Raw genomic sequence first — 23,511 nt, forward strand, 5'->3', positions numbered from 1 at the left:
GTTCAGGAGTAGCGGACGACACTGCGGCCGGTGCTGCCGCGTTCGAGCAGGGCGGCAAGCGCTTGCGGCAGCTGGCGGGGTTCGATGACGCGCGCGATCAGGTCCAGGTGAGCGGGGCGGTATTCACCGGCAAGCTTGTTCCAGACCTCGCGCCGCAACGGCATGGGGCTGTTGGCGTTGATGCCCAGCAGCTTGATGCCGCGAAGGATGAAGGGGATGACCGACGTGGGCAGCTCCGCGCCGCCCGCGTTGCCGAAGGCCGCGGCAACGCCGTCCGGTTTCACGCTGGCCAGCGCGTGGGCCAGCAGCGCGCCGCCCACGGAGTCGATCACGCCCGCCCAGCGCGCGCTCATCAGCGGCTTGATGCCGGCCGACGGATCGGGCGGGGCAATCACTTCGTGGGCGCCGAGCGAGCGCAAATAGTCCGCGGCGTCCGGCTTGCCCGTCATGGCGCAGACGCGGTAGCCGCGCTGGCTCAGGATGTCGATCGCGACGCTGGCCACGCCGCCTGTGGCGCCGGTGACCAGCACGTCGCCGTGCGCGGGCGTCAGTCCGCAGTGTTCCATCCAGTGCAGCGACAGCGCGGCGGTGTAGCCGGCTGCGCCCAGCACGGCCGCGTCGCGCAGGCCGATGCCCGCGGGCAGCGGCAGCACCCAGTCATGGCGCACCCGCGCAAACTCGGCATAGCCGCCGTCGCAATCCACGCCGATGCCGAAGCCGTGCACGACGACCTCCTGGCCCGGCGAAAGCGCGGGGTCGGCGGAATGCACCACGGTGCCGGACAGGTCGATGCCGCCGATGCGGGGGTAGTCGCGCACGATGCCGCCGCGTCCGGCCTGCGCCAGCGCATCCTTGTAGTTCAGGCCGGCATACGCCACCTTGATGAGCGTGTCGCCCGCGGACAACTGGTCGGCGGTCAGCGTCTCGAAGCGGCCCTGCGGCGGCTCGCCCGCCGCACCGGCGTGCAGCCGGTAGACCTGGAATCGGGGATTGTCCATCGTCGTCTCCATTGAGGCTCAGGCTTGCGCCATCAGCCGGCGCGCCAGCGTGGCGCGGTGCAGTTCGTTGGCGCCGTCATAGATGCGGAAAGGGCGCATCTCCTGCCAGATCATCGACACGGGCGTGTCGTCGGACAGGCCCAAGGCGCCCATCATTTGCACGGCACGGTCGGCCACGCGGTTCACGGCGTCGGACACGAAAACCTTGGTCATGGCGCTGTGCTGCTTTACCGGCAGGCCCGCGTCCATGCGGGCCGCGCAGTCCAGCGTCATGAGGCGGCTGGCATGCAGGTCGATGTGCGAGTCCGCGATCATCGCCTGCACCTGTTGCAGGTCCGCAAGACGCGCGCCGAAGGACTCGCGCTGCGCAACATAGGCCTGCGCCGTTTCCAGCGCGCGGCGGGCGCGGCCGATGTATCGCATGCAGTGGGAAAGGCGTGCGGGCTCCAGCCTGAGTTGCGCATGGGCCAGGCCCTGGCCCGGCTCACCCAGCACGGCGTCGTCGCCCACCTCGCAGTCCTGCAGCAGGATCTCGGCATGTCCGCCGATCTGGTAGCCCGTGACCATGCCGATGTCGCGCACCACCCGGTAACCCGGGGTGTCGGCAGGCACCAGGAAAAAGGTGGCGCCGGTCTCGCCGCGTGCGAGCACCAGGGCAAAGTCCGCGCCCACGCCGCCGCTGATGAACTGCTTGTGGCCGTTCAACACCCAGCGCGAACCGCGCTGCTCGGCCCGTGTGCGCAGCATGGAGGGATCGGAGCCAGCGCCCGGCGCCGGTTCGGTCATGGCGAAGCAGGCCCGCTGTTCTCCCCGCACCAGCGGCGCCAGAAAGCGTTCCTGCTGGGCAGCGTTGCCCAGACGTAGCAGCGTCAGCATGTTGGGCTGGTCGGGCGCGGCGCAGTTCAGCGCCGCGGGGCCCAGGAAGCTCCGGCCGGCTTCTTCCAGCACCTCGGCCAGCGCGCGCCAGCCCAGCCCGAGTCCGCCCCATTGCACGGGCAACTGGGGCGCGTACAGACCGGCCTCTTTTGCCCGTGCGCGCAGTTGGGCGACACAACGGTCGAGTGCGGCCACGTCGCGCGCGATGGCCGGGGACTCGGCGGGTATCGCGACCTCGTCAACGAAGCGGCGCACCCGTGCGCACAGGTCCGGCAGGGCATCGCCCGCGTAGCGATCTTGCGTATCCTGCATGGCTTATTCCTCGATCTTGACGCCCGTCTGCTTGACGACGGCGCGCCATCTGCGGGTTTCGTCGGCGATGTGCTGCCCGAAGGCTTCGGGCGTGCCTCCCGTGGGCTGCATGCCAAGGCCGGTGAAATAGCTGCGCACTTCGGGGTCGGCCAGCACGGCGTTGATCTGGCGGTTGAGCTGGCCGATCACGTCCTTCGGTGTGCCGGCAGGCGCCATCACGCCCCACCACGACGAGGCCGACAGCGGCACGCCCAGCTCAGCCAGCGTGGGCACGTCGGGCAGATCGGGGTTGCGTTTTTGCGCCGCGATGGCAATGGGCCGCAGCCGCTGCGCCTTGACCTGCGCATACACCGGGGGCAGGTTGTCAAAGCTCATCTGGACCTGCCCGCCGACAAGCGCGGTGGCGGCCTCGCTGCTGCCCTTGTACGGAATGTGGCGCAGCGCAATGCCCGTCTCGTGCGCGAACTGCTCGCCTGCCAGATGCGGGATGCTGCCCGTGCCGGCGGTGGCGTAGGTCAGGCCCTGCTGCGCGGTGGCGGCACGCTTGATGTCTTCCAACGTCCGCAGCGGGCTGGCCGCCGGCAGCAGCAGGTACACGGGCACATCCGTGGCCCCGATCACCGGCGTCAGGTCCTTGGTCACGTCGTAAGGCAGCTTGGCGTACAGCACGCTGTTGGTCGCAAGATTGGCCGTGCCCATCAGCAGGGTGTAGCCGTCCGGCTGCGCGCTGGCCACGTAGGCCGTCCCGATCTGCGTGGCGCCGCCAGGTTTGTTTTCAACCACCACCGGCTGCCCGATCAGGGGCGCCAGTTTGCGCGCGATCATTCGCGCGGCGGTGTCGGTGCCGCCGCCGGCGGCATAGGGCACGATCAGCCGCACCGGTTTATCCGGATAGGCGCCTGCCTGGGCGGCGCCCGCCGCGCTCAGCAGGACGGCGGCGCATAGCGCGCGCAACGTTCGAAAGCAGGGTTGCATGGCGGTCTCCTGGCGTCGGCCTATTGGATGCGGGTGCCTGTGGACTTCACCAGCTTGGCCCACCAGGCGGTTTCGTCGGCGATCTGCTTGGCGAACTCGGCCGGTGTGCTGGCCAGCGGCTCGGCCCCCAGCTCCTGAAAGCGGGCCCGCAATTGCGGATCCTGCAGCGCCTTGACCACGGCTGCATGCAGGCGCTCGATCACCGCCGGGTCGGTGCCGGCGGGCGCCATCAACCCTTTCCAGGCCATCACCACAAAGCCCTTCTGGCCGGCCTCGTCAAAGGTGGGTATGTCGGGCGCGGCGGTGGCGCGCTGGTCGCTGGGCACGGCCAGCGCGCGCAGGCCGCCCGCCTTCACCTGGGGCAAGAGGGCGGGCATGTTGTCGATCATGAAATCGATGTGCCCGGCCACGAGGTCGGTGATGGCGGGACCGCTGCCTTTGTACGGCACGTGCTCGGCCTGGATGCCGGTCTGCTGCTTGAGCAGCTCGCCAGCCAGTTGCGCGGGAGAGCCATTGCCCGGCGAGCCGAACGACAGCTTGCCCGGGTTGGCGCGGGCGTATTGCAGGAACTCCTGCAGCGTCTTCACCGGCATCGACTTGGTCACCACCATCAGGTTGTGCTCGCGTTCCAGGCAGGTGATGGGCGCCAGGTCCTTGGCCGGATTGAACGGCATGTTGGCGTACAGGCTGGGATTGACGACGGTGGGCCCGGCGGCGGCCAGCAGCAGCGTATAGCCGTCGGGGGCCGCGCGCGCTACGAAGTCGCCGCCGATGTTGCCGCCCGCGCCCGGCTTGTTCTCGACGATGACGGGCTGACCCAGGATAGGGTGCAGGGCCTCGGCCAGCAGGCGGCCCAGGATGTCGGTCGAGCCGCCGGGGGCGAACGGAACGATCAGGCGGATGGGCTTGTCGGGGTAGGCGGCCGCGGCTTGTGGCGGCAACGCCGAGCAGGCGAGGGCGGCGGCCAGCGCGCCGATCCATTTGGGCAGGTGCTTGTGCAGCATGATGGGAGTCTCCTTTGGTTTGGCGGGCCGGCGGCTTCTGGTGGCCGTGGTCCCTGGGTGCCCTAGCGGCCGGGCGTGTAGCCCGCCTGGGTCAGCGTGTGGCGGGCGATGGTCAATTGATGGATCTGGCTGGTGCCCTCGTACAGACGGAACAGGCGCACGTCGCGGTAGAAGCGCTCGATGCCGTAATCGGCGATGTAGCCATAGCCGCCGTGCATCTGCACGCAGCGGTCGGCCACGCGGCCGCACATTTCAGAGGCGAAGTACTTGCAGATCGAGGCGTTCAGCGTCACGTCCACGCCCGCGTCGCGTTCCCGGGCGGTTTGCAGCACCAGCGCGCGGGCGGCCTGGATCTCGGTCTGGCAGTCCGCCAGCATGGCCTGGATGAGCTGGAAGTCCATCAGCGGCTTGCCGAACTGCTGGCGTTCGGCCACAAAGCGCAGCGTGTCGTCCAGCATGCGGATGGCGGGACCGATGCACAGGGCCGCCAGATGGATGCGTTGCTTGTTCAGCACCTTCATCGCGGTCTTGAAACCCAGGCCTTCCTGGCCGCCGATGATGTTGGCCGCCGGCACCCGGCAGTCCTGGAAATGCACGGCCGACACGGGGGACCCGGCCTGGCCCATCTTGTCGTAAGGCTGGCCGGTGGTCAGGCCTGGCGTGCCGCGCTCCACGATGAAAGCCGTGATGCCCTTGGCGCCGGGCGCGTCGGGATCGGTGCGCGCCATGACCGTGAACAGGCCAGCTAGCGGCGCGTTCGTGATGAAGCACTTCTCGCCGTTCAATACGTAATGGTCGCCGTCGCGCACGGCGGTGGTCCGCAGCGCGGTGGCATCGGAGCCTGCCTGCGGCTCCGTCAGGGCAAAGCACCCGGTCAGTTCGCCCGCCGCCAGCAACGGCAGGTAGTGCGCCTTCTGCGCCGGGGTGCCGTCGGCGACCAGCGCCTCGGACCCGATGCCGGTGTTGGTGCCGACGCGGGCGCGCAGCGCCACGGAACACTGGGACAGCTCCATCGCGGCCAGGATCAGCTCTTCGGTCGTCATGCCCGCCCCGCCATACTCCTGCGGAATGGAATAGCCGAACATCCCCTGTTCGGCCATGCTGTCGACCAGATCCTGCGGCACCTCATCCAAACGGGCGATCTCGGCCTCGCGGGGCGCGAGCTGGTCGCGCACGTAGCGGCGCAGTGAATCGAGAAATTGCGGGAAACCTTCGGGGTCCCTGATCATGGCGAGTCTCCGTTTTATCGTGGGCGCTGATGCGTGCCGCGTCTTGTTCGAATCAGGCTAGCAAAAGGCCGCCGGATTTGAGACAAGTGTTTCGATATCTTGAACGGCATGAAGGGGGATCCGCAGGCCGGCTGCTCTATCATCGACGGATACGCGGTGCGCATCCCGAGCGCGCCGGACCAGGATCCCGCCCATGACCGCTCGCTCCGGTGAACACCATGCCGACCCCGCCTTCGCCACCACGCTGGCGCACGGCCTGTCGGTGCTGCAGGCGTTCCGGCATGGCGAGCCCGCGCTCAGCAACCGTGAACTCTCGGACCGCACCGGCCTGTCCAAGGCCACGATTTCCCGCCTGACGACGACGCTGATGCAGCGCGGCCTGTTGCGCTACGACGCGGGGCTGCGGCGCTACCGCCTTGGCACGGCGGTGCTCTCGCTGAGCTATCCGCTTCTGGCCAGCATCAAGGTGCGTCAATTGGCGCGCCCCTTGATGAAGCGTCTGGCCGATGCGGCGGGCGGGTCCGCTTCGCTGGGCATGCACCACGGCTTGAGCATGGTCTACGTCGAAACTTGCCGCGGGCACGATGCCGTGTCGTTCCGACCGGACATCGGCGCCTTGCTGCCGCTGCTGCCTTCGGCGATGGGGCGGGCGTGGCTGGCGCAGGCGCCGCCCGGCGAGGCCGAACCCGTGCTGGCGGCGTTACGGCGGCACGATCCCGCCATCTGGCGGCGCCACGCGCCGGATCTGGCAGCGGCGCAACGCGATTACGCAGAACACGGGTATTGCGTGGGACAGGGGGATTGGCACTCGGACGTGCATGCCGTGGCGGTGCCCATGCGCACGCGCGTGGATGGCCAGACGCTGGTCTTCAATTGCGGGGTGCCGGTGACGCGGCTGCGGCCCGGCGACCTGCGCGGCCGCATTGCGCCGCGCCTGGTGACGCTGGTCAATCGTGTGGAGAAAATGCTGGAGCAGCGCAATGACGCGTGATCCGGACCGCGAACTGACCACCACCCTGGCGCGCGGGATCGATATCCTCACGTGTTTCCGTGCCGACAGGCCCGTGCTGGCCAACAAGGACTTTGCGCAGCAAACCGGCCTGTCGCGCAGCGCGGTGGCGCGTCTGACGCACACGCTGGTGGAACTGGGATTTCTGCAGCGCGAGGGCGAGCCGGCACGCTACCGCCTGGGCGCGTCGGTGCTGGCGTTGAGTTACCCCTTGCTCGCCAGCATGCAGATCCGGCAGCTGGCCCGGCCGTTGATGAAGCAGCTTGCCGACCACGCGCGCGGCGCGGTGTCGCTCGTTGTGCGAGACCGCTTGCAAATGGTGTACGTGGAAACGGCCCGCTCCAATGAGGCGCTGCAGACGCGGCCCGACATCGGCGCGTCGCTGCCGCTGCTGTCCAGCGCCGCCGGCAAGGCATGGCTGGCACGGGTGCCGGACGAGGAACGCGCCGTCGTGCTGAACCAGCTGCGCGTGGCCGACCCAAGGCATTACGCGGCGCACTTCCCCAATCTGGCCGCGGCGCGCCGCGATCTGGAACGCAAGGGTTTCTGCGGCAACAACCAGGAATGGCGGCCGGACGCCTACGGATTTGCGGCGCCGCTGGGGCGGCCGTATCAATCGTTGTTGTATGTCTTCAATTGCGGCGTGCCCACGCAGGACGGGCCTTACCGGGAGCGCGCGGCTGACATCGGCCCGCGGCTGGTCGCGTTGGCCAGAGAAACGGAAAGACTGCTGGGGCTTGTCTGATCGGCGTGCGCTTGATGTCCTTGGCCCATGCGGTGCACGAATTCTCGCTATCATCAGCGGCACCATGCCGACCAAAAATACTCTCCCAGCCGCCTGCGCCGCCGCCGTGCTGTGCGCATTTTCCATCTCCGCCATGGCGGCGCCGGACGCATCGCCTTCATTCAACTGCGCCAAGGCGCGCACCGGCGCAGAAAAAGCCATCTGCGCAAACCCTCAACTCGCAGCGCTCGATGCAAGCATCGCCAAGCGCTACAACGAAGCGCGCAAATCTCTGGACACCGTCACGTCCGAGGCCTTGTTGCGCGACCAACGGTATTTCACCCAGGTGCGCGACGACGCCTTCGAGAAGCCGTTCGACAAAGACAAACCCATCGAGGAACTGGCAAGCCGCCTGAAGTACCGGGACGCGTTCCTCGCGTCGCTCGACTTGGCAGAACGCAAGGGCTTCAGCGGTAGATGGCGCAACCTCTCCGGCGAGATCACGCTCTGGAAGAAGCCCGACGGCGACATCCTGTATGAAGGTTCGGCTGCACAGCCACACGACGGGCGCTGGTCGTGCAACGTGGAAGCCGCTGGCAAGGCCCAGGGCGAGCGGCTGCGGGTCAAGAGCGTCGACACCAAGGGGTGGGTGCTGAACCTGCAACGGCAGGGTGATGGGTTGACCGTTGAGGAGTTGCCGCCGGGGGCGGGTTCATCTGGTCCGCCTTATTGCGGGGTGAATGGGACCTTGGGGGGTACGTTTTTTCCGATACGTTGAGGGGGGCTGGAAGGCGTGCGCGGCGGTGAGGGCGGAATTGCGGGGACGGTAAGAGGTAGGGTAATTCTGGATGCTCTCTAGATTCAGCCAAGCCACTGCCGTTGGAACTGGCCGGTGACTGCCGATATTTGACATGGCGTCCTTCGGCCAAGGTAGCTCTTTCCTCTGACTGCTTTCGACCCTAGACAGGCCGTAAAGCCTGGTTCAAGAACTTCTCACAGAGCTTTTCGGCTCAGCTCGAACTTCGTCAACAGACGCTTGAATTCGGATTGCATCGTAGATGTTCAAATTAAACTGAGCCGCGGAGAGTTGGCATTTGGTCGAGCCACGGCTAATCGAGCGCCTGACCTGCTGCTTGGCAAAGCACCGCTGTTGCTGCCAGCACTGCGCCGATGGAGTTCCACTTTGATTGTGCTGCCAAAGTCTCCCGCACTTCCCATCCATCGAATGTCACGCCAGAAAGGTCCGGATTCGTTCCCTTTTTTTCCGCCGCCAGACGGCGCTGCCGTATAGCACGCTCGCGAGATACCTTTACCTGGCTCGCGTAGATCCAAGCCGAGGCTGATGCAAAACCTGAAACGATTGAAATTAATGTCAAGATTTCCATGACTGCTTGTTCTCTTTAGGGAAGTGTTGGGTAGGTCATCCACAGTATAGGGATCAGCTTCAGCAAAAACGGTGACCCCTGTCTCCTCCTGGCCGAGAACTGTCCTTGTCGACCGGCCGATGACGACCCGAAACGGTCGGGCGGCCGTGACATAGCCCGGTACCGTTGCGCGGTCGACCTACGTGTGCCACCTCCGGCCTGCTGCGGCGGCCGACATCCAATTAAACCCTGACCGCCCACAGGACTTGCAGCACCGCTTGACCCTCACGTAACGTGATGGCCCAAAGTTTGGCCTGCGTATTCGAAGGAGGAAACATGCAACTGACCGTAGGAGAACTGGCAAAGCGTACCGGGCTGACCGTCCGCACGCTTCACCACTACCACGCGATCGGTTTGTTGACGCCTTCAGCGCGCGCCGAAAACGGCTATCGCCTGTACGGTCGCGACGAGATTGCCCGCCTGCATCAGATCCAGGCATTGAGTCGTTTCGGATTGGCGTTGGCGGAAATTGGCGCTTACCTGGACCAGCCCGGCGCGCGCTTGGCGGACGTGATCTCCCGGCAGCTTGCCATGCTGGACCGCCAGATACAGCAGGCCGCGCACCTGCGCGAACGCTTGGCGCAACTGCACGAGCAGCTGGCGGACGGCACGGAGCCTGAGCTGGCCGATTGGCTGAAAGCTTTGGAGATGATGACTATGTATGATAAATATTTTTCGCGAGAAGAACTGGCGCGTTTGCCCCTATACACCCGTGGGCCGGACGGCGACCCGGACTGGCTTGCGTTGGTCCACGAAGTGGAGCAGCTAATGGAGCAGGGCGTGGCGCCCGAGGAGGCTAAACCGCGCCAACTTGCCCATCGCTGGATGGAACTGCTGCTGCGCGATACCAACGGCGATCCGCGCTTGTTGGTGAAGCTGAACCAAATGCACGAGCAGGAGCCCGACATGCAGACGCACGTCGGCATTTCCAAAGCCATGCGCGATTATGTGCTGCGCGCCTTCTCGGAAAGCAAGCTGCTTATCTACGAAAAATATCTGACGCCGGACGAAGCACGGTTCATGCGCGAGCATTACTGCGACAGGATCTCGGAGTGGCCACCGTTAATCGCAGAGGTCCGGAACGCTATTGATGCGGGCGCGGCGCCCGACTCGGAAACCGGCCGGGCGCTGGCGCGGCAGTGGTTGGAACTGTTCAGTTCGTATGCGGGCAAGAACCCGGCCACCCACGCCAAGTTCCGGCAGGCACTGATGACAGAGCCCGACTTGACCGCTGGCACATGGGCGGACGACGCGACGCTGGCGTTTGTCCGGCAGGCGATGGGGACGCTAGCGAAGTAGCCAGCCCCCTGACTTCCCGGCACCAGCCGGGCAAGGCGAATGGACAAGTGGCGAAACTCATTGCCGCCGCAATACGACAGCGTTGATGCCAGAGCACCCTTGTGGCATCGGTCATGTAAGATTCCGTTCGTTGCTGGGGAGCGGTCTTTCGTGGTGGGCGATGAGGGGCTGCCGACGTTCACTGACCCTGCAACATCCGCCAAAGCAAAAGGCCGCACTAGGCGGCCATTGCTTTGGACGCACGGCGGGGCCGCGCGTTCGAATCCGCAAGGCGGCCATCGGTGCGATCCGGCAGCTTTCGACCCACAAGAGACATCCACAATGCGTGTTGCGTTATTCGAAGCTGCCGAAAGCTAGTTCCCGACCGACCGCTGAGAGCCGTGACGGGCTATTGATTCAAAGCTGACTCGACGGTGTCCAGCAGTCATGCGATCTGTGAGACACTCCAGGCCGCGTTGGGAGATCACGGCTGAGCCGTGGCGCCGTCGAGGCACTGTCTTCTCCGGAACCTATACGACGCGTTCCACCCCTGGCGGCTGCCACGTCCCTTCCCCGGCTGGCAGGACCGAGGGTGGTGTGATCTTTGGCCAGTACAGCCGCATTACCAGGTAGACCGGCCCATCGGGAGCGGGGAGCCAGTTGGCTTGCCTGTCGCCGCCCGGCGTCTTGTGCTGGATGTAGAGTGTCAATGACCCGTCCGCGTTAACCTTCATCGCAGGCAGCATGGGCGAGTTGATTAGGTAGCGGTCGATCGGGTTCCTGACCAGTAGCTGCGACTTGCCGTCGTACATAGTCAGCGACCAGAACGAATTAACCGGCGGCAACGCGCCGGCCGGAAACGTGAGGGTGTAATTGTGTTTGCTGCAGTCCAGCGTCTGACCATTTGCGTCTACGCGGGTGAACGGGTAAGTTGCCTCGTCCGGGTCATTTCCATATATGCCTGCCTGAGCCGCGACGGCGCGCTTGAGCCAGTCGCCGTTGTAGTGTTCGCTGTTACCCGGCAGTCCGCTTAGCCGCCAGCCATTGATCGCCTTTCCAGTGCTGGCGACGGCTTCGTCCACTTTGCGCTGGCCTTCTTTCATGCCAAGGCCGATCTCCAGTTTTTGGTCCAGCGGCAAATCTCTGAAGTTGAAAGTCTTGCCTGCCCCCACGCCGATGCGCGCGAGTTCCGCGCGGACTGCAAGCTCGTTGGCTTGTGGAGGCGCGAACTGCAGCGCAAAGTCCAGAAACTCGAAGAAGTTGGTCTTCGCCAACTCTTTGTTGATCATGGGAAAGCTGATGGCTGTTGCGGCCGGTGGCGACGCCTGATTCAGGTACGCCGAGAGCATTCGCACCTGGTAACCAGCCTGGACCGCCTTCACGCTGTCGAGATCGTCTGGACCAAAAAGTTGGGTGCGGTAGCCGGCGAGCGAAAACTGTGTGCTGGACCGAAACACCCGCTTGATGCCCACCGGGACGGCACCTTTCCATTCGGGTCCGACCACCATGTAGTCGCCAGCCTCGTTTCCGGTCGTGCGAGTGCCGATATAGCCGTAATTGTAGGTGTTGCCGTCGCAGAGCATGACCGAGTAATAGCGCTTCGGGTCGATCGCCGGCACGGAAAGCACCACCGGCTCTGCCCGCAAGTCCATCCACACGAAGGAATACGGCGTGTCGCTATTGGGCGTGACAATCGCCGTGTCTTTGTAGGTGAATACGTTGGGTTCGTTCTTGATGTGGTTGAAAGGCGCCTTGAATTGCCCCGAGCCGCGATCCACCGCGTACTCATGCATGACGGCGTAGTTCATCACGATAGGCAGGCCGTAAATGAACCCCGCCTCCGCGATGTCCTTCGCACCGAAGAACCCGGGGCGATCCGCGCTTGTCTGTGCCCGAACCCGGCTCGGACCAAGCGTCGTGCCAGTGAGCGCTACAAGTGCACTGGAGCCTAGAAACTCTCGTCTTGTGATCATTGAACGCCTCACCTGTCAGAGCGAGCTTTCCGACGCCCGCACGAAAAGTACTGGTCCTGGAAACGACACTCTATCGGAATCGCCAACAAGACGATATGAGTAGAAAGCACCCGGTAAAGCGTTCCGGATAAGGTTTCTGATTTCGAGGGGGCAACTAACTTGATTTCGGCACGGGAGGTATGGCGAAGCGCGGCCAGTCGCACGTAATGCAACGTCCTCAGGAAGGTCCAGGAGTCGCCGTCTGGAGAAGTTTTCGCATGCGCGCGCTCAAGGAAGAGTGAAGCTCGCGATTCACGGGGGATTGGTTTGTTTCAATTCAGGCTTAGGTTATCAGGGGTGGCGAGCGTACTGTGAAGGGGGGCGTCGGCCACAACAACCTGTGGCACATGCCCAAGATTGAATCGCTATAAATACTGCCGGGCTTCGTCTGCCGCAGACACCATGGAACCTAAATGCCCTTCCCCTTTATCAATCAGCTCGTCACTAGTCTGCATCAAATAGCCGAGAGACATCTTTCACCGAAGGGCGCCGCACTTCCGGCGCTACAGTCAAACCACAACGCTCGATCCGTCGTGCCCAAGACAGCAACCACCCTGATTGATGACCCTTGGACGCCGGACAACTATCACTACGCCGGTTAAGTGCGTACCTTGAAGTGTACCCAGTGCAGTCGGCTCTGGACGTCTTCGCCTGTGCGTCGGGCATGCGCCGGAGATCGTCCACGTCAGCACAACGGGCGGAGAGGCTCTTACCGCACGAGGTGAGCACTACCCCTCAGATAGAGGCCGCATCATGACACTAGACCATACCAAACGCGTCACTGAGATAGTAGCGGTGGACGCCAACGGGATTACGTATATCATCCAACGTCGCTACAGGGCTGCTCCGAACCACGACGGGGCCTGGGCTAATTACTACTGCTGCTTACGCGACGGCGAGCCCGTCACATGGCTCGGTGATAATAATTACCGGTTGCCGGACGGGACAGCACTCCTCGCGATTGAATGCCGTCTGCCGGACCTCGAACCGTTAAATTGAAGACATTTGGTTTGAAGTGCAGCCTAGGCTCGCGAGCCGGCGGCTTGCTGGACATTCAGCGGCGGTGGTACGAATCCGTGCTTTCGACGCCCAGGAGCACAGGCATGGAAAATCCCGCAGACGGCAAAATATGCCGAGTCATTCGCACGGACGTCGGTAGACTTACCGGCGCAGCATGCGCGGTGATTGTGCTGTCGAACACCTCCCGCCAGGCGATGTATCGCTAAGTGAACGGACAGACCTTAGGAACTCGGTATGTAAAGCGGTGCGATCAAGGACCGCTCCTGGCCGATTGCGGCCGTTGATTAACGTCCGCATCCGGCCCGGTGGACTCGATGCCACCTCTGAAGGGAAAACTGGTGAGCCGTGTCCGATGCTCGCTGTCTGGAGACGCCAGACCTCTCAGATTCGGCGGACTGCGCCGATCACTTGGGAGCGACAGTGCCCATCAACCCCAGATCCCCAAACACCGCGCGCACGATCTTCATGCGTGCAGCGGCATCCTGTTTTTTCTTGACGTCCACGTTAAGCGCGAAATAGAAAACCTTGCCCTCGCGCTCCAGGTAGCCCACCAGCCATCCCGTCTGCTGCGCACCAGGTTCGCCAAGTCCGGCCCAACCCGTCTTGCCGCTCAAACGGTATTCAGGACTCTCTTCCAGGACGAGGATGTCTTTGGTCATCTGCACCGTCCGCTCGGACAGGCCGAATTGATTGACATAGAACCGGCGCAGGAATTCCACCTGCTCGTTCGCGGAGATTCTGAGCCCACCGGTTAGCCAGAATTGATCGATGCCACCAGAGATGTCTCGATTTCCGTAGTTGAAACGGTCGACATAAGCCTGCATACGTTCGGTGCCGATGCGCCGGGCGATTTCTTGGTAATACCAGACGGCGGAGTTCTGCAGCGCTGATTCAAGCGTATGGTTTTGCGCCCATGCTGCCGGCCACCATGGCTGGCGAGGGTTGCGCTTACTGTCCCACTCGATTTCGAAGTCCTTGCCTTTCGCGACGCCTGTTTCCAACGCAATAAGCGAGTTGGGAATCTTGTAGGTGGATGCGGGCAGATACCGCTTATCGGCCCTGGCCTCGTCGTAGCGCTGAAATGCTCCGGTCTGTCCGTCAAGCAGGACGAACGTGCCCTCAACTTGTTCCTCACGGAATCTCGCGCCGATATCGACCTGCGGTAATTCGGCGTGCGCGCCGGCGGACGCGAGCAACGTCATCAGCAGCGGCAAGGCGGCTTTGGCAAACCGACGAAATTTCGAATTCATGTTATCTCCGTGATTGTCATGCGGGATGCATGCGGCCGCCAGAATATGCGTGCGGTTGATGAGCGCCAATCAAGGTTCCGTAACGCCTGTAACATGGCGGCATGACTCAGAACATCCAAATCGATTTGGACCGTCCATTGCTTGTGGACGGCAAGCCTGCGCGGAATCAGTCGGTTTGGCTGCTGCTAAGGGTCTGGTACGCGCAGCAGACCGGTGAGGGGGCTGTGCTCGGGTCGTCATTGCAGGCCCGATACCCGGGGAACGCCAACTTGCGCATGTTTGTTTCCCGCGCGTTTCGGGATTTCGCAGCGTGGGGCGTGGAGGTGGGGTGGGGAAGCGCCATTGACCTGCCGCCTGCGCTGCTCAATGCGTCACGGCGCAGCCAGGGACCCTTCTGGATGACGCAAGCGCAGGCAGATAGGGTGCTGTGCCGTCATGGCGCGGCGCCGGCAAGCCTGGACCTCGTGGCGAACTTTCTCGGATTGAGCGGGCAGGTGCCCCCGCGCGCAGATCTGCTGCAATACGTGACCCAGGAGGGGGATTACTGGAATCACCTGACCCAGGCCATGCGGCTGGCACGAGATGGCATGGCGACAACGGGTATGAATTGGGCGGCGAGTTATCGGGCCGCCGACCGAACGGCGCTGGACGACTTTCAGCGAGCGTTGGCCATACTGAAAGAGAGTCTGGCATGGCGTCGTCACGGTAACGTAAGGCGTAGCGAGGCCGCGTTAAACAGGCTGGGAAAGATTCTCCAGTCGGAAGCCGTTGGTCCATCCATGCCGACCTTGTCGGCAATGGCGTCGGTTGCCACAGCCTGGAATAGCTATGCGCGCGGGGATATCAGGCAATCCCATGCCGGGCTGGACCGCCTGGCGGCAGACCAGTTTCTGGCGCCGGTCATTCGCTATAACCCCCGCGTGCGATTTGAGTATCTGAATCTGCGTGCGCTGCTGCACAAAGGCAGCGCTCTGGAAGACAAAAGCGCGGATCGAGTCATGAGAATGAACGAGGCGGAGAAGGCGATTAGCGCCTTGTCCGAAGCGCTGCAGGCCGCTTACGAGGCGGACTCTGTCGAGGCGGCTCAGGATGTGGCGGCAAACATCGGATGGACGTTATGGTTGTTCTGGCAGCAGCGATTGCTTGCTGTCATCAACGACCAGGACGTTCATTCGGTACAAGGAACTTCGCTACGCTGGCTGGGGCTGTCGGAATGGATATGCGACCGCTTCGGCGTGGGCGGCAGTTCTGCCTGGAATACGGTATTCGTGCTGCGCATCGCGCGTGGCGGTTGCGACGACAGGAGCGGGGACGTGAAGCGCTTTCAATCGCAATCGCCCCTTCCGGTAGAAAAAATGCTGGAGGCGGTCAAGCCGTTTGAAGCCGCCTTTTCTCGTGCCAAGGGCTACGCAGACTGGTCGAATGTCGCGGCGTTTACGCTTGAGGAAAATGATGCGGGCCGGGTTTTCTACGGAGCTCATCAAGTGGCCAACCTGCTGCTTGAATTTGTGTGGTTTCGCACGCACAGCAAGGGACTGAGTCGTGAAGTGTTTGCGGCGGTGGAGCGGCTGGCACACATCGTCCAGGGGTTGGGTCCCGGCCAACGACGCTTTTTCAGGGAAAGCCTCAAGACCCTGCCGGAGCCGCTGCAGATCGCCGCAAAGGATGCGACGGCTTCGCGCAACGGCAAGAAGCCGGCGTGATTGGCGTTCCTCGCATTACTCCTCGCGCAGGCACCCCAGAAATGCCGCCGTCAAACTTGACTCGGCCTGTTGCTGCGCGGCAAGGATATAGCGCGAGAACACGATCGTCGGCGAAAACGGCAAGCTGGTGACGCCGGGAATCTTCAAGGTTCGCATCACAAGCGGATTGACCACGCTTACCCCAAGCCCCATCGCCACCATGCGGCAGATCGTGGCCGCGTAGGGCGTATCCAGGATGAGCTTGCGGCGATCGGGCACAAATGCGGCATCGATCGCGGCGCGCGTGCCGTCGCCCTGGGTAAGCGAGACAAACGGCTCATCAACAAGGTCTCCGGCATTTACCCGTCGCTTGCGTGCCAATCGATGCCCATTGGGAACGATGCACACCCCTTCATCCTCCGCCCAGAGATTGACGGCGACGCCGGGCGTGTCGGCCAGATACGAGACCAGGCCAACGTCGCAGTAGCGCGTTGCGGTCCACTTGGCGACGGTGGGCGAGTCGCCCGTGTGAATCGAGACCGGCACGTCGGGGTAGTGTTGCCGGAACTTGCGCATCACTTCCGGCATGACGCTCATGGCGATGGAAGGCACGGCGCCGATGCGCAGCGTTCCTGGACCCACTTGCCGAATCAGGCGAGCGGCATCGGACAACGCATCCATGCCAAGAAATGCGCGTTGCACTTCCCGGTAGAACGCTTCGGCTTCCGGCGTGGGAATCAGTCCGCCCGGCCGGCGTTCAAATAATCGAAATCCGGTAGCGGCTTCCAGTTGCCCGATGACCCGGCTGATATTGGATTGCGAGGTGTGGAGTTCACCCGCAGCCAGCGTCATGGAACGCGTCAGCATCACCACGCGAAACGTCTCGATGTGTTTGAACTTCATCGTTGAATCCCCTTGTGTGAGTCGCAGCATATCAAAACTGCATGCGTAAGCCGAATACTGTCATTTGACGTAATGCCGGTCGATTTTCATACTCCAGCCATACATCGGATCGGGCGCCTTGCACGGGCAACAGGAGCAGGAAGATCATGGAATCGAAGGTCAGTCGCAGATTGCAGCAAGCCACCGCGCAGGAAGTCTGCGACCACATATATCTGCCGCGGTTGAATCGCGAGTTCGGTAGTGGCTTTGACTACCTGTCGGATATCAATCAAGCGCATCTGCTGATGCTGTTGCGCGCGGGCCTGATGCCGCGAGAGCCGGCCATCAGTCTTGCCCGCGCGCTGCAGCGAATGGAGCGCGATGGCGCCGCTGCGGTGCCGCTGGACCCGCAGCGGGAGGATGCGTACTTCAATTACGAAGCCCACCTCATGGGCTTGGCGGGATCGGAAGTGGGCGGCCGCCTGCATGTGGCGCGCAGCCGCAATGACATCCTTGCCACGCATGACCGGTTGCGGGCGCGCGACGCCGGTTTGAACGTGCTTGACGGGCTCAATGCCGTGCGAGAAGTGGCGATATCCCGCGCCGAGCAGTACGCCGGCGTGGTCATGCCCGGCTACACCCATCTGCAATCCGCGCAACCCATCACCTATGGCCACTACCTGGCCGCCGCGGCCGATGCCATCGCCCGCGATGCCGCCCGCATCGAACAGGCGTTGGCGCATATCGACGCATGCCCGTTGGGGGCTGGTGCGCTGGCGGGAACAACGTTTCCCATCCAGCGCGAAGAGACCGCGCGTCTGCTGGGCTTTGACCGCTGCGTCGACAACTCATTGGATGCGGTGGCGTCGCGGGACTTTGCCTGGGAACTGATGTCGGCGATGACCATCGCCTCGTTGACCTGGGGAAGAATCGCGCAGGATTTCTATGTGTGGGCGACCCCTGAGTTCGGGCTCATCAATTTTCCCGATCGCGTGGCCGGCACGTCCAGCATCATGCCGCAGAAGAAGAACCCGGTGGTGGTCGAGTATCTGAAAGGTAAAACCAGCCACCTGATCGCCCTGTTCACCGCGTCGATGACCGCCGTGAAGGGCACGCACTTCACGCATAGCGGCGATGGCAACAGGGAGAGCATGCGCAGCTTCTGGGAATCGGCCGACGAGTGCGTTCGCTGCCTGGCGCTTTTCCGGCTGGTGCTGGACGCGGCAGAGCCCGTCGAACAGACCATGCTGCGCAGAGCGAAGACCGACTTTTCCACGGCGACCGATCTGGCGGATGCGCTGGTGCGTGAATCGGGGCTGTCGTTCCGGGAAGCGCATCATGCGGTGGGCGCCGTGGTGTACCAAGCCATTGAAGCCAAGCTGTGTGCCGATGAGATCACCGTCGAGATGGTGAACGCCGCGGCGTCGGAACAGACGGGACGCGACATCCATCTTGATGCGGCAACCGTTCAACGTTGTCTGGATCCGCAGGCGAGCGTGCAGGCCCGTTCCGCCTATGGCGGCCCCGCGCCTGCGCAAGTGTCGAAGCGCATTGAAGACCTGCGCCGAGCGTTGGCTGGCTCCCGGTCCCTGGCGGCGTCCCGGCGCGAGGCGATTGCCGCGGCAAGGTCCACGTTGAAGAAAGAGATTGCGGTGCTGGCGATGGCGCCGCTGGACTAAGGCCGAGTCGGAATCACGGCTTTCCTATTCTTATTACACAAGGGGTTCCACCATGAAGCTTGCCATCACGATTGCCGCCGCCTCGGCGCTGGCATTTTCTTCCGCTGCGATTGCGGATGCCTATCCGACAAAGCCGATTCGGCTGATCATTCCGTTTGCCGTGGGCGGCAGCACGGATAACCTGGGCCGCGTGCTGGCGGCGCGCCTGTCGGAGAAGCTTGGCCAGCAAGTGGTGGCCGACAACCGTCCGGGCGCGGGCGGCAACATTGGCACGGACCTGGTCGCCAAAGCGCCCGCCGACGGGTACACACTGTTGTTCGCCACCGAGGGCACGTTGGGAATCAATCCTTCCCTCTACAAGAAGCTGCCGTTCGACCCGGAGAAGGACTTCACCCCGATCGCGCAATTTGCCAGTGTGCCCAACATCCTGGTCGTCAATCCCAAGGTGCAGGCCAAGACAGTGCAAGAGCTTGCGGCGTATGCCAAGAGCAAGCCGGCCAGTCTGAACATGGGCTCGGCTGGCAACGGTACGACCAACCATCTGTCGGGTGAGTTGTTCCAGTCGATGACGGGCACGTCTTTCACGCATGTGCCGTACAAAGGAAGCGGCCCCGCGATGGCGGATCTATTGGCCGATCAGATCCAGTTGATGTTTGACAATCTGCCCGGCTCGTTGCCGCACGTAAAGGCCGGCAGCCTGCGAGCGTTGGCCGTGACCAGCGCCAAGCGCTCGCCGCTGCTGCCGGACGTGCCGACCATGGCCGAGGCGGGCGTGCCGGGCTATGACGTGGAAGTGTGGTTCGGCGTGGCCGCGCCCAAAGGCCTGCCGGCGCAGACGTTGGCGACGCTCTCCAAGGCCATCACCGAGATCTCGCAGGAGCCGGCGACGATAGAAAAGATCCTGAACATTGGCGCCACGCCGCTTACGTCCACGCCCGCTGAGTTCGGCAGCCGGATCCAGGAGGCCCGGATCAAATGGGCGCCGATCGTGGCGCACTCTGGCGCCAAGATCGACTAGGACCCCTTGGCTACATCACCTTTACCGCCCGGCCGATGAACTGAATCGGACCGGTCGGCTTGCCGGTGGGCGAGCCATTCGGCGGTTCCAGCGTCAGTTCAAACAACTGGTTCGCCTCCAGCGGGGGCAGCTTGTCCAGGGGGATGCGCACCGGCTCGCCGGGTTTGATCAGGCCCAGCGACACCGGGCCGGCCCAGCCGTCCGCCTTGGTCCAGAATTCCAGCGCGCGATCGGCCGGCACCTGCATGGCCGCGATCGGCACCAGTTGCACCTCGCGCTGACCCGCGCTGGCCTGCACCACCCAGCCTGGCGTCTGCGATTGTGGCGCTACCAGCACCACCATGTACTGCACGGGACCTGGAGTTTGCGCTGGCCGTAGCGCCAGCGTGCCGGCCAGGACCAATGCGGCGGCAAGGCCGCTGGCGGCTGCGCCGCGCCAGAAGAAGAGGCTATCCCACCAGCCTGGACGCGCGGGCTGGCCGGCTTGCCGGGCCGCATGCTGGCGGTCCAGCGTTTTGGCGATGCGTGGCCACAGGCCGGGCGAGGGCTCGATCGGTTCGGTCAGGCCGGTCAGCGGCAGCAGGCGCGCTTCCCAACGGTCGACGGCGGCGCGCAGGTCGGCATCGTGCGGCAGGCGGGCGTTGACTTCCTGACGGCGCGCGCCGGACAAGGTGCCAAGCACGTACTCGCCGGCCAGTTCGTCCAGGTTTTCGGGGGGGACTGTCGGGGCGCTCATGCCAGGCATTCCTTCAGCGCTTTCAGGCTGCGTTTGATCCAGGCTTTGACGGTGCCCAGCGGCGCGCCCAGGCGCTGGGCGATTTCGCTGTGCGACAGGCCGTCCACGTAGGCGTGCAGCACGCAGTTGCGGCGCACGGGTTCCAGTTGTTCCAGGCAGGGGCCGATGCGGCCGGCGCTGTCGCGCCAGTCGAAGGCCTCGCGTGTGTCGTGCCAGGCGTCGATCGCGTCGCGCGCATCCAGCGCGGCGGCGGTGTCGTCGTCGACGGCGGTTTCATGGCGGCCGTCTCGCACGGCGTTCAGCGCCAGGTTGCGCGCCACACTGTAAAGCCAGCCACGGGCCGAGCCGCGCGTAGCGTCGAAGCTGCCGGCCCGGTTCCAGATATTGACGAAGGCATCGTGCACGATGTCTTCAGCTCGGGCGCGGTCACGCACGATGCGCTGGGCGACGCCCAACAGCCGCGGGCCTTCGTGGCGGTACAGGGCTTCCAGCGCCGAGCGGCGCCCTGCGGCGCACTGCTCGAGGGCTGCTTCGTAATCGAAATCCGGAACAGGTCGGTTTGGCATGCGCGCGGGGGCAGGGGGTGAGGGGCACGGACCGGGCAGGCAAGCCCGGCGGCGGATCCGGGCCATGTTACCGGACTCCCGCCGCCGCAGCCCGCCCGGCGTCAGTTCGCTTTCCAGAAGATGTAGTCGGCCTGGTACGACACCTGGCTGCGTTGGCCGGCCTGGGTGCAAGGCTTCTGAGGCGCCACGCCGCCCTTGAGCGCCGTGCGCTGGATATAAGCGACGCCGGTCATGGCGCCGGCGCCCATGGCGGGATTGGCCTTGACCAGTTGATAGGGCAAATTGCCCGCGCCGGCCGGCGCCACGGCGACCTGCGTGCCGGTCAGCTTGGAGCCGTCCGCGGCCTCCCAGGTGGCGGGCGGGCCGTAATAGGTGCCGACCTGCTTGCCTTGGCGGTCTTTCAGGACTGCCTTCGGCCCGGCGAACACCCATTCCATCTGATCCTTGGCGTCGGCCTTGGCGCGGCATTCATAGGTAATTTCGCCGGTGCCGACGGTTTCCCAGGCCACTTTGTGGCCGGCGGGCACCTGGACGGCGGCGGGCAGGGCGTCTTGCGAGGCAGCCATGGCCGGGGCTTGCAGCATGCCGCAAGCAGCCAGCAGGGCGGCGGTGAAAAGGCCGGTGGCGGGGGTGGGGCGAGTCGTCATGAGCGGTCTCCTGCGCAAAAGGAATTTGCGGATACGGCGCACGGAATGTGCGCCGTTGCAGGTACTACACGCGGGAGACGCTATTGGATGCAGGGCGGCTGAAATTTTTCTCGGCGGGCTTGGGCGTCCATCAAGACCGGATCGCCCAACACGGCGGACCCTGCGCCCGGACTAGCGATCAGCAGCGCCCGGTATTCAAGTCCGCAATCAGGTTGTTGAAATCCTGGCGCAGGCTGTTGGCGTCGGTTTCGATCGTGGGGCGCATCATCTTGAACGCGCCGGTGCGGGCGGCGTCTTCCTTGTAGCGGCCGTTGTTGGTGTGCTCAAGAATCTGGCGGCCGGAGGCGAGGAAGCTGTTGACGTTCATCATCATGCCGCTGCAGCCCTTGGGGTCGGCTTCGCGCGTTTTCTTGTCAAAGCCCAGCGCCATTTCGTTCATCTTGTCCAGCTGCTGCTTGAACGCTTCCTGGTCGGCGCCCAGCCCCTGGCCGTCGAACACGCCCGACGCCTTGTCCATCGTGGCCTTGCCGTAATACACCATGCCGGCGCGGTAGTAGGCGACCGTGTCTTTCTTGGCCTTTTCGAAGGCTTCCTTGGTGTTCGCGGTGTCCTTGACCGAGATGCCGCGGTAGAAATTGTTTTCGGCTTTTGCGACTTCCGTCAGCGCGGCGACATAGGCCGGGCTTTTCTCGCGGGCCAGCGCGCCGTTGTCCGACAGGAAGGTCTTGGCCGCCGAATAGTTTTGCAGTTCGGTGCTCAGCGGCGCCAGCTTGCCCAGCGCGTCCGAGAACGCCTTGGCCGGTGCGTCGATCTCGGCGATGGGCGTCGGCATCGCCAGCGCGCGGTCGAGTTTTTCCTTGGTGCGCAGAATTGCCGTGTCGTTGCTGATGACAAAGTCCTTGAGCGGCTTGCCGCTCTTGAGGGCCGGGACGGCATGGGTCTCGTAGCGGTCCAGCGCCTGCGCGAACGTCGTGGAGAGGCTGTTCGCGGTATCCACGTACAGGTTGTACTTGATGATCTCTGCCTGAGCGGAGGCCGCCTCGGGCGCCTTGGCTTCCTGTTTGGCGCTATCGTCGCCGCACGCGGCAAGCGCCAGCGTGAAGACCAGAACTGCGGACATGCGCAAGGGGCGCGGCATAAACATCTTTGTTTCCTGTTGGGGGTAATTGTGAAGGGGACGGATGATATTCCCTTCGTTTTCCCAACAGGCTACAAAGTCATTCAAAGCTGTCACAAGAGTTTGCAGGGTTTGGCCATCGTCCATTCAACTCCGCCACCTCTGCGCAGATGCACCTGCGCCTTCAGCGGCTGAATCGTTCGGCCGCTTCCACGATGCGTTGCGCGAGCAGCGCGGCCACGGGCTGGCGGATGTCGGAAGGACGTTCAACCAGTCCGATCTCGCGAAAGAAGGTGGCGTCGCCCAATGTCTTGACGACGACTCCCCGTGGCAGCGATAGCGCTTTGCTTAGCGGAAGCAGCGCAACGCCCACGCCCTTGCGCACGAGTTGCGCGATGGCCTGCAGTTCATCCAGTTCAATCGCTTCCTTGGGCGTGATGCGCGAATGCCGCAGGAACTGATCGACGAGTCTGCCGCCGAACGAACCGCGGTCGTACCGAATGAAGGGCTCGTTTTCCAGCAGATCGAGCCACTCGCGCTGCCCGTGCTTGCGGGGAGCCAGCAGCACGAACGGCTCGCTGAACAGCACGCGCCAGCGCAAGTCGGCGGGCAGGGCGAAGGGGGGCTTGATCATCACCGCAATGTCCACTTCGCCCGAGTCGACCTGTCCCAGCAGGTTCAGCGACAGGCCCGGGACCAGCCGGATGCGATAGCCGGGGTTGATGCTCCAGAACTCGGTCAGGGCATCGGTCAAAAACGTTGTTTGCGCCGACGCGATGGAGCCGACCCGGATCAGGCCGGTCTTGGGGCTGCTTACGTTCTTGCCGAACTTGGCGTAGACGGACATCACCTCTTCGGCAATGGCCAAGGCTTCGCGGCCATTGCTATTGAGGTTTGCCGAACGTCCCGTGCGGTCAAAGAGCGGATAGCCCAGTTCTTCTTCCAGGCGCTGGATCTGCGCGCTGACGGCGGACTGCGTCAGACCGATGTGAGCCGCCGCATTGGCGAATGTGCCGTAACGCACAACGGCCATGAAAGTCTGGAGTTCTCGCCGCATGGTGGCCCTTGGTCGC

21 protein-coding genes are annotated in these 23,511 nt (G+C 63.9%); 7 read left to right on the forward strand and 14 right to left on the reverse strand.

The window, feature by feature from the left end:
- Window positions 1–2: 2 nt before the first annotated feature.
- The 5 genes from ASD87_RS20100 to ASD87_RS20120 form a co-directional block, all read right to left on the reverse strand.
- Window positions 3–998 (reverse strand): acryloyl-CoA reductase, encoded by a 996-nt coding sequence (locus ASD87_RS20100; protein WP_056325608.1) that lies wholly within the window; start codon window positions 996–998, stop codon window positions 3–5.
- Between the two features lie 18 nt (window positions 999–1,016).
- Window positions 1,017–2,186 carry an acyl-CoA dehydrogenase family protein gene (locus tag ASD87_RS20105; RefSeq protein ID WP_056325611.1) on the reverse strand — a complete coding sequence of 390 codons (1,170 nt, stop codon included), beginning with the start codon at window positions 2,184–2,186 and terminating at the stop codon, window positions 1,017–1,019.
- Between the two features lie 3 nt (window positions 2,187–2,189).
- On the reverse strand, window positions 2,190–3,161 hold the full coding sequence (locus ASD87_RS20110; RefSeq protein WP_056325613.1) for a tripartite tricarboxylate transporter substrate binding protein: 972 nt from the start codon (window positions 3,159–3,161) through the stop codon (window positions 2,190–2,192).
- A gap of 20 nt (window positions 3,162–3,181) precedes the next feature.
- Window positions 3,182–4,165 (reverse strand): tripartite tricarboxylate transporter substrate binding protein, encoded by a 984-nt coding sequence (locus tag ASD87_RS20115; RefSeq protein ID WP_056325616.1) that lies wholly within the window; start codon window positions 4,163–4,165, stop codon window positions 3,182–3,184.
- 62 nt (window positions 4,166–4,227) lie between these two features.
- Window positions 4,228–5,394, reverse strand: a complete 1,167-nt coding sequence (locus tag ASD87_RS20120; RefSeq protein ID WP_056325619.1) for an acyl-CoA dehydrogenase family protein — start codon at window positions 5,392–5,394, stop codon at window positions 4,228–4,230.
- 193 nt (window positions 5,395–5,587) lie between these two features.
- Here ASD87_RS20120 and ASD87_RS20125 point away from each other — a divergent pair, with 193 nt between their 5' ends.
- From ASD87_RS20125 to ASD87_RS20135, 3 genes are all read left to right on the forward strand, one after another.
- Window positions 5,588–6,385: an IclR family transcriptional regulator gene (locus ASD87_RS20125; RefSeq protein WP_056325621.1), complete on the forward strand. Its 798-nt coding sequence runs from the start codon at window positions 5,588–5,590 to the stop codon at window positions 6,383–6,385.
- Window positions 6,375–7,148 (forward strand): IclR family transcriptional regulator, encoded by a 774-nt coding sequence (locus ASD87_RS20130; RefSeq protein WP_056325624.1) that lies wholly within the window; start codon window positions 6,375–6,377, stop codon window positions 7,146–7,148. The genes ASD87_RS20125 and ASD87_RS20130 overlap by 11 nt, the downstream gene beginning before the upstream one ends.
- Window positions 7,149–7,212: 64 nt before the next feature.
- The gene (locus ASD87_RS20135; protein WP_056325626.1) at window positions 7,213–7,905 is read left to right on the forward strand and encodes a lysozyme inhibitor LprI family protein; all 693 of its coding nucleotides are present in this window, start codon (window positions 7,213–7,215) and stop codon (window positions 7,903–7,905) included.
- A gap of 331 nt (window positions 7,906–8,236) precedes the next feature.
- On the opposite strand, the gene ASD87_RS27005 is transcribed toward ASD87_RS20135, so the two are convergent.
- Window positions 8,237–8,512 (reverse strand): hypothetical protein, encoded by a 276-nt coding sequence (locus ASD87_RS27005; RefSeq protein WP_156403475.1) that lies wholly within the window; start codon window positions 8,510–8,512, stop codon window positions 8,237–8,239.
- Window positions 8,513–8,827: 315 nt separating this feature from the next.
- On the opposite strand from ASD87_RS27005, the gene ASD87_RS20140 reads away from it, so the two are divergent.
- Window positions 8,828–9,850, forward strand: coding sequence for a MerR family transcriptional regulator (locus tag ASD87_RS20140; RefSeq protein ID WP_056325629.1), 1,023 nt, complete (start codon window positions 8,828–8,830; stop codon window positions 9,848–9,850).
- A 509-nt stretch (window positions 9,851–10,359) separates the two neighbouring features.
- Here ASD87_RS20140 and ASD87_RS20145 read toward each other — a convergent pair.
- The gene (locus ASD87_RS20145; RefSeq protein WP_200952217.1) at window positions 10,360–11,637 is read right to left on the reverse strand and encodes a DUF1254 domain-containing protein; all 1,278 of its coding nucleotides are present in this window, start codon (window positions 11,635–11,637) and stop codon (window positions 10,360–10,362) included.
- Window positions 11,638–13,265: 1,628 nt separating this feature from the next.
- Entirely contained in the window at window positions 13,266–14,180 is a 915-nt protein-coding gene (blaOXA, locus tag ASD87_RS20150) for a class D beta-lactamase (protein WP_235512764.1), read from the reverse strand.
- A 32-nt stretch (window positions 14,181–14,212) separates the two neighbouring features.
- On the opposite strand from blaOXA, the gene ASD87_RS20155 reads away from it, so the two are divergent.
- Window positions 14,213–15,814: a hypothetical protein gene (locus ASD87_RS20155; protein ID WP_056325632.1), complete on the forward strand. Its 1,602-nt coding sequence runs from the start codon at window positions 14,213–14,215 to the stop codon at window positions 15,812–15,814.
- A gap of 15 nt (window positions 15,815–15,829) precedes the next feature.
- On the opposite strand, the gene ASD87_RS20160 is transcribed toward ASD87_RS20155, so the two are convergent.
- Window positions 15,830–16,696 carry a LysR family transcriptional regulator gene (locus tag ASD87_RS20160; protein ID WP_056325636.1) on the reverse strand — a complete coding sequence of 289 codons (867 nt, stop codon included), beginning with the start codon at window positions 16,694–16,696 and terminating at the stop codon, window positions 15,830–15,832.
- 146 nt (window positions 16,697–16,842) lie between these two features.
- Here ASD87_RS20160 and argH point away from each other — a divergent pair, with 146 nt between their 5' ends.
- Both argH and ASD87_RS20170 read left to right on the forward strand, forming a co-directional pair.
- Window positions 16,843–18,354 carry an argininosuccinate lyase gene (gene argH / locus ASD87_RS20165; RefSeq protein ID WP_082586370.1) on the forward strand — a complete coding sequence of 504 codons (1,512 nt, stop codon included), beginning with the start codon at window positions 16,843–16,845 and terminating at the stop codon, window positions 18,352–18,354.
- Window positions 18,355–18,406: 52 nt separating this feature from the next.
- Window positions 18,407–19,372 (forward strand): tripartite tricarboxylate transporter substrate binding protein, encoded by a 966-nt coding sequence (locus ASD87_RS20170; protein ID WP_056325639.1) that lies wholly within the window; start codon window positions 18,407–18,409, stop codon window positions 19,370–19,372.
- Window positions 19,373–19,382: 10 nt separating this feature from the next.
- On the opposite strand, the gene ASD87_RS20175 is transcribed toward ASD87_RS20170, so the two are convergent.
- From ASD87_RS20175 to ASD87_RS20195, 5 genes are all read right to left on the reverse strand, one after another.
- A complete protein-coding gene (locus tag ASD87_RS20175) occupies window positions 19,383–20,108 on the reverse strand; it encodes an anti-sigma factor domain-containing protein (RefSeq protein ID WP_056325643.1) in 726 nt (241 codons plus the stop codon).
- Window positions 20,105–20,674, reverse strand: coding sequence for a sigma-70 family RNA polymerase sigma factor (locus ASD87_RS20180; protein ID WP_056325645.1), 570 nt, complete (start codon window positions 20,672–20,674; stop codon window positions 20,105–20,107). Before ASD87_RS20180 ends, ASD87_RS20175 begins: the two co-directional genes overlap by 4 nt.
- A gap of 101 nt (window positions 20,675–20,775) precedes the next feature.
- Window positions 20,776–21,321, reverse strand: a complete 546-nt coding sequence (locus tag ASD87_RS20185; protein WP_056325648.1) for a DUF3455 domain-containing protein — start codon at window positions 21,319–21,321, stop codon at window positions 20,776–20,778.
- A 178-nt stretch (window positions 21,322–21,499) separates the two neighbouring features.
- Entirely contained in the window at window positions 21,500–22,441 is a 942-nt protein-coding gene (locus ASD87_RS20190) for a DUF3829 domain-containing protein (RefSeq protein WP_235512766.1), read from the reverse strand.
- A 181-nt stretch (window positions 22,442–22,622) separates the two neighbouring features.
- Window positions 22,623–23,495 (reverse strand): LysR family transcriptional regulator, encoded by an 873-nt coding sequence (locus ASD87_RS20195; RefSeq protein ID WP_056325653.1) that lies wholly within the window; start codon window positions 23,493–23,495, stop codon window positions 22,623–22,625.
- Window positions 23,496–23,511: the final 16 nt, after the last annotated feature.

The sequence above is a fragment of the Achromobacter sp. Root170 genome, from assembly GCF_001428165.1.
GTDB classification, from domain to species: Bacteria; Pseudomonadota; Gammaproteobacteria; order Burkholderiales; family Burkholderiaceae_B; genus Achromobacter; species Achromobacter mucicolens.

Bases quoted from the DNA above. Each gene is read 5' to 3' on its own strand.
- ASD87_RS20100 (WP_056325608.1), bottom strand. From the start codon at position 998: ATGGACAATCCCCGATTCCAGGTCTACCGGCTGCACGCCGGTGCGGCG.
- ASD87_RS20105 (WP_056325611.1), bottom strand. From the start codon at position 2,186: ATGCAGGATACGCAAGATCGCTACGCGGGCGATGCCCTGCCGGACCTG.
- ASD87_RS20110 (WP_056325613.1), bottom strand. From the start codon at position 3,161: ATGCAACCCTGCTTTCGAACGTTGCGCGCGCTATGCGCCGCCGTCCTG.
- ASD87_RS20115 (WP_056325616.1), bottom strand. From the start codon at position 4,165: ATGCTGCACAAGCACCTGCCCAAATGGATCGGCGCGCTGGCCGCCGCC.
- ASD87_RS20120 (WP_056325619.1), bottom strand. From the start codon at position 5,394: ATGATCAGGGACCCCGAAGGTTTCCCGCAATTTCTCGATTCACTGCGC.
- ASD87_RS20125 (WP_056325621.1), top strand. From the start codon at position 5,588: ATGACCGCTCGCTCCGGTGAACACCATGCCGACCCCGCCTTCGCCACC.
- ASD87_RS20130 (WP_056325624.1), top strand. From the start codon at position 6,375: ATGACGCGTGATCCGGACCGCGAACTGACCACCACCCTGGCGCGCGGG.
- ASD87_RS20135 (WP_056325626.1), top strand. From the start codon at position 7,213: ATGCCGACCAAAAATACTCTCCCAGCCGCCTGCGCCGCCGCCGTGCTG.
- ASD87_RS27005 (WP_156403475.1), bottom strand. From the start codon at position 8,512: ATGGAAATCTTGACATTAATTTCAATCGTTTCAGGTTTTGCATCAGCC.
- ASD87_RS20140 (WP_056325629.1), top strand. From the start codon at position 8,828: ATGCAACTGACCGTAGGAGAACTGGCAAAGCGTACCGGGCTGACCGTC.
- ASD87_RS20145 (WP_200952217.1), bottom strand. From the start codon at position 11,637: ATGAACTACGCCGTCATGCATGAGTACGCGGTGGATCGCGGCTCGGGG.
- ASD87_RS20155 (WP_056325632.1), top strand. From the start codon at position 14,213: ATGACTCAGAACATCCAAATCGATTTGGACCGTCCATTGCTTGTGGAC.
- ASD87_RS20160 (WP_056325636.1), bottom strand. From the start codon at position 16,696: ATGAAGTTCAAACACATCGAGACGTTTCGCGTGGTGATGCTGACGCGT.
- argH (WP_082586370.1), top strand. From the start codon at position 16,843: ATGGAATCGAAGGTCAGTCGCAGATTGCAGCAAGCCACCGCGCAGGAA.
- ASD87_RS20170 (WP_056325639.1), top strand. From the start codon at position 18,407: ATGAAGCTTGCCATCACGATTGCCGCCGCCTCGGCGCTGGCATTTTCT.
- ASD87_RS20175 (WP_056325643.1), bottom strand. From the start codon at position 20,108: ATGAGCGCCCCGACAGTCCCCCCCGAAAACCTGGACGAACTGGCCGGC.
- ASD87_RS20180 (WP_056325645.1), bottom strand. From the start codon at position 20,674: ATGCCAAACCGACCTGTTCCGGATTTCGATTACGAAGCAGCCCTCGAG.
- ASD87_RS20185 (WP_056325648.1), bottom strand. From the start codon at position 21,321: ATGACGACTCGCCCCACCCCCGCCACCGGCCTTTTCACCGCCGCCCTG.
- ASD87_RS20190 (WP_235512766.1), bottom strand. From the start codon at position 22,441: ATGTCCGCAGTTCTGGTCTTCACGCTGGCGCTTGCCGCGTGCGGCGAC.
- ASD87_RS20195 (WP_056325653.1), bottom strand. From the start codon at position 23,495: ATGCGGCGAGAACTCCAGACTTTCATGGCCGTTGTGCGTTACGGCACA.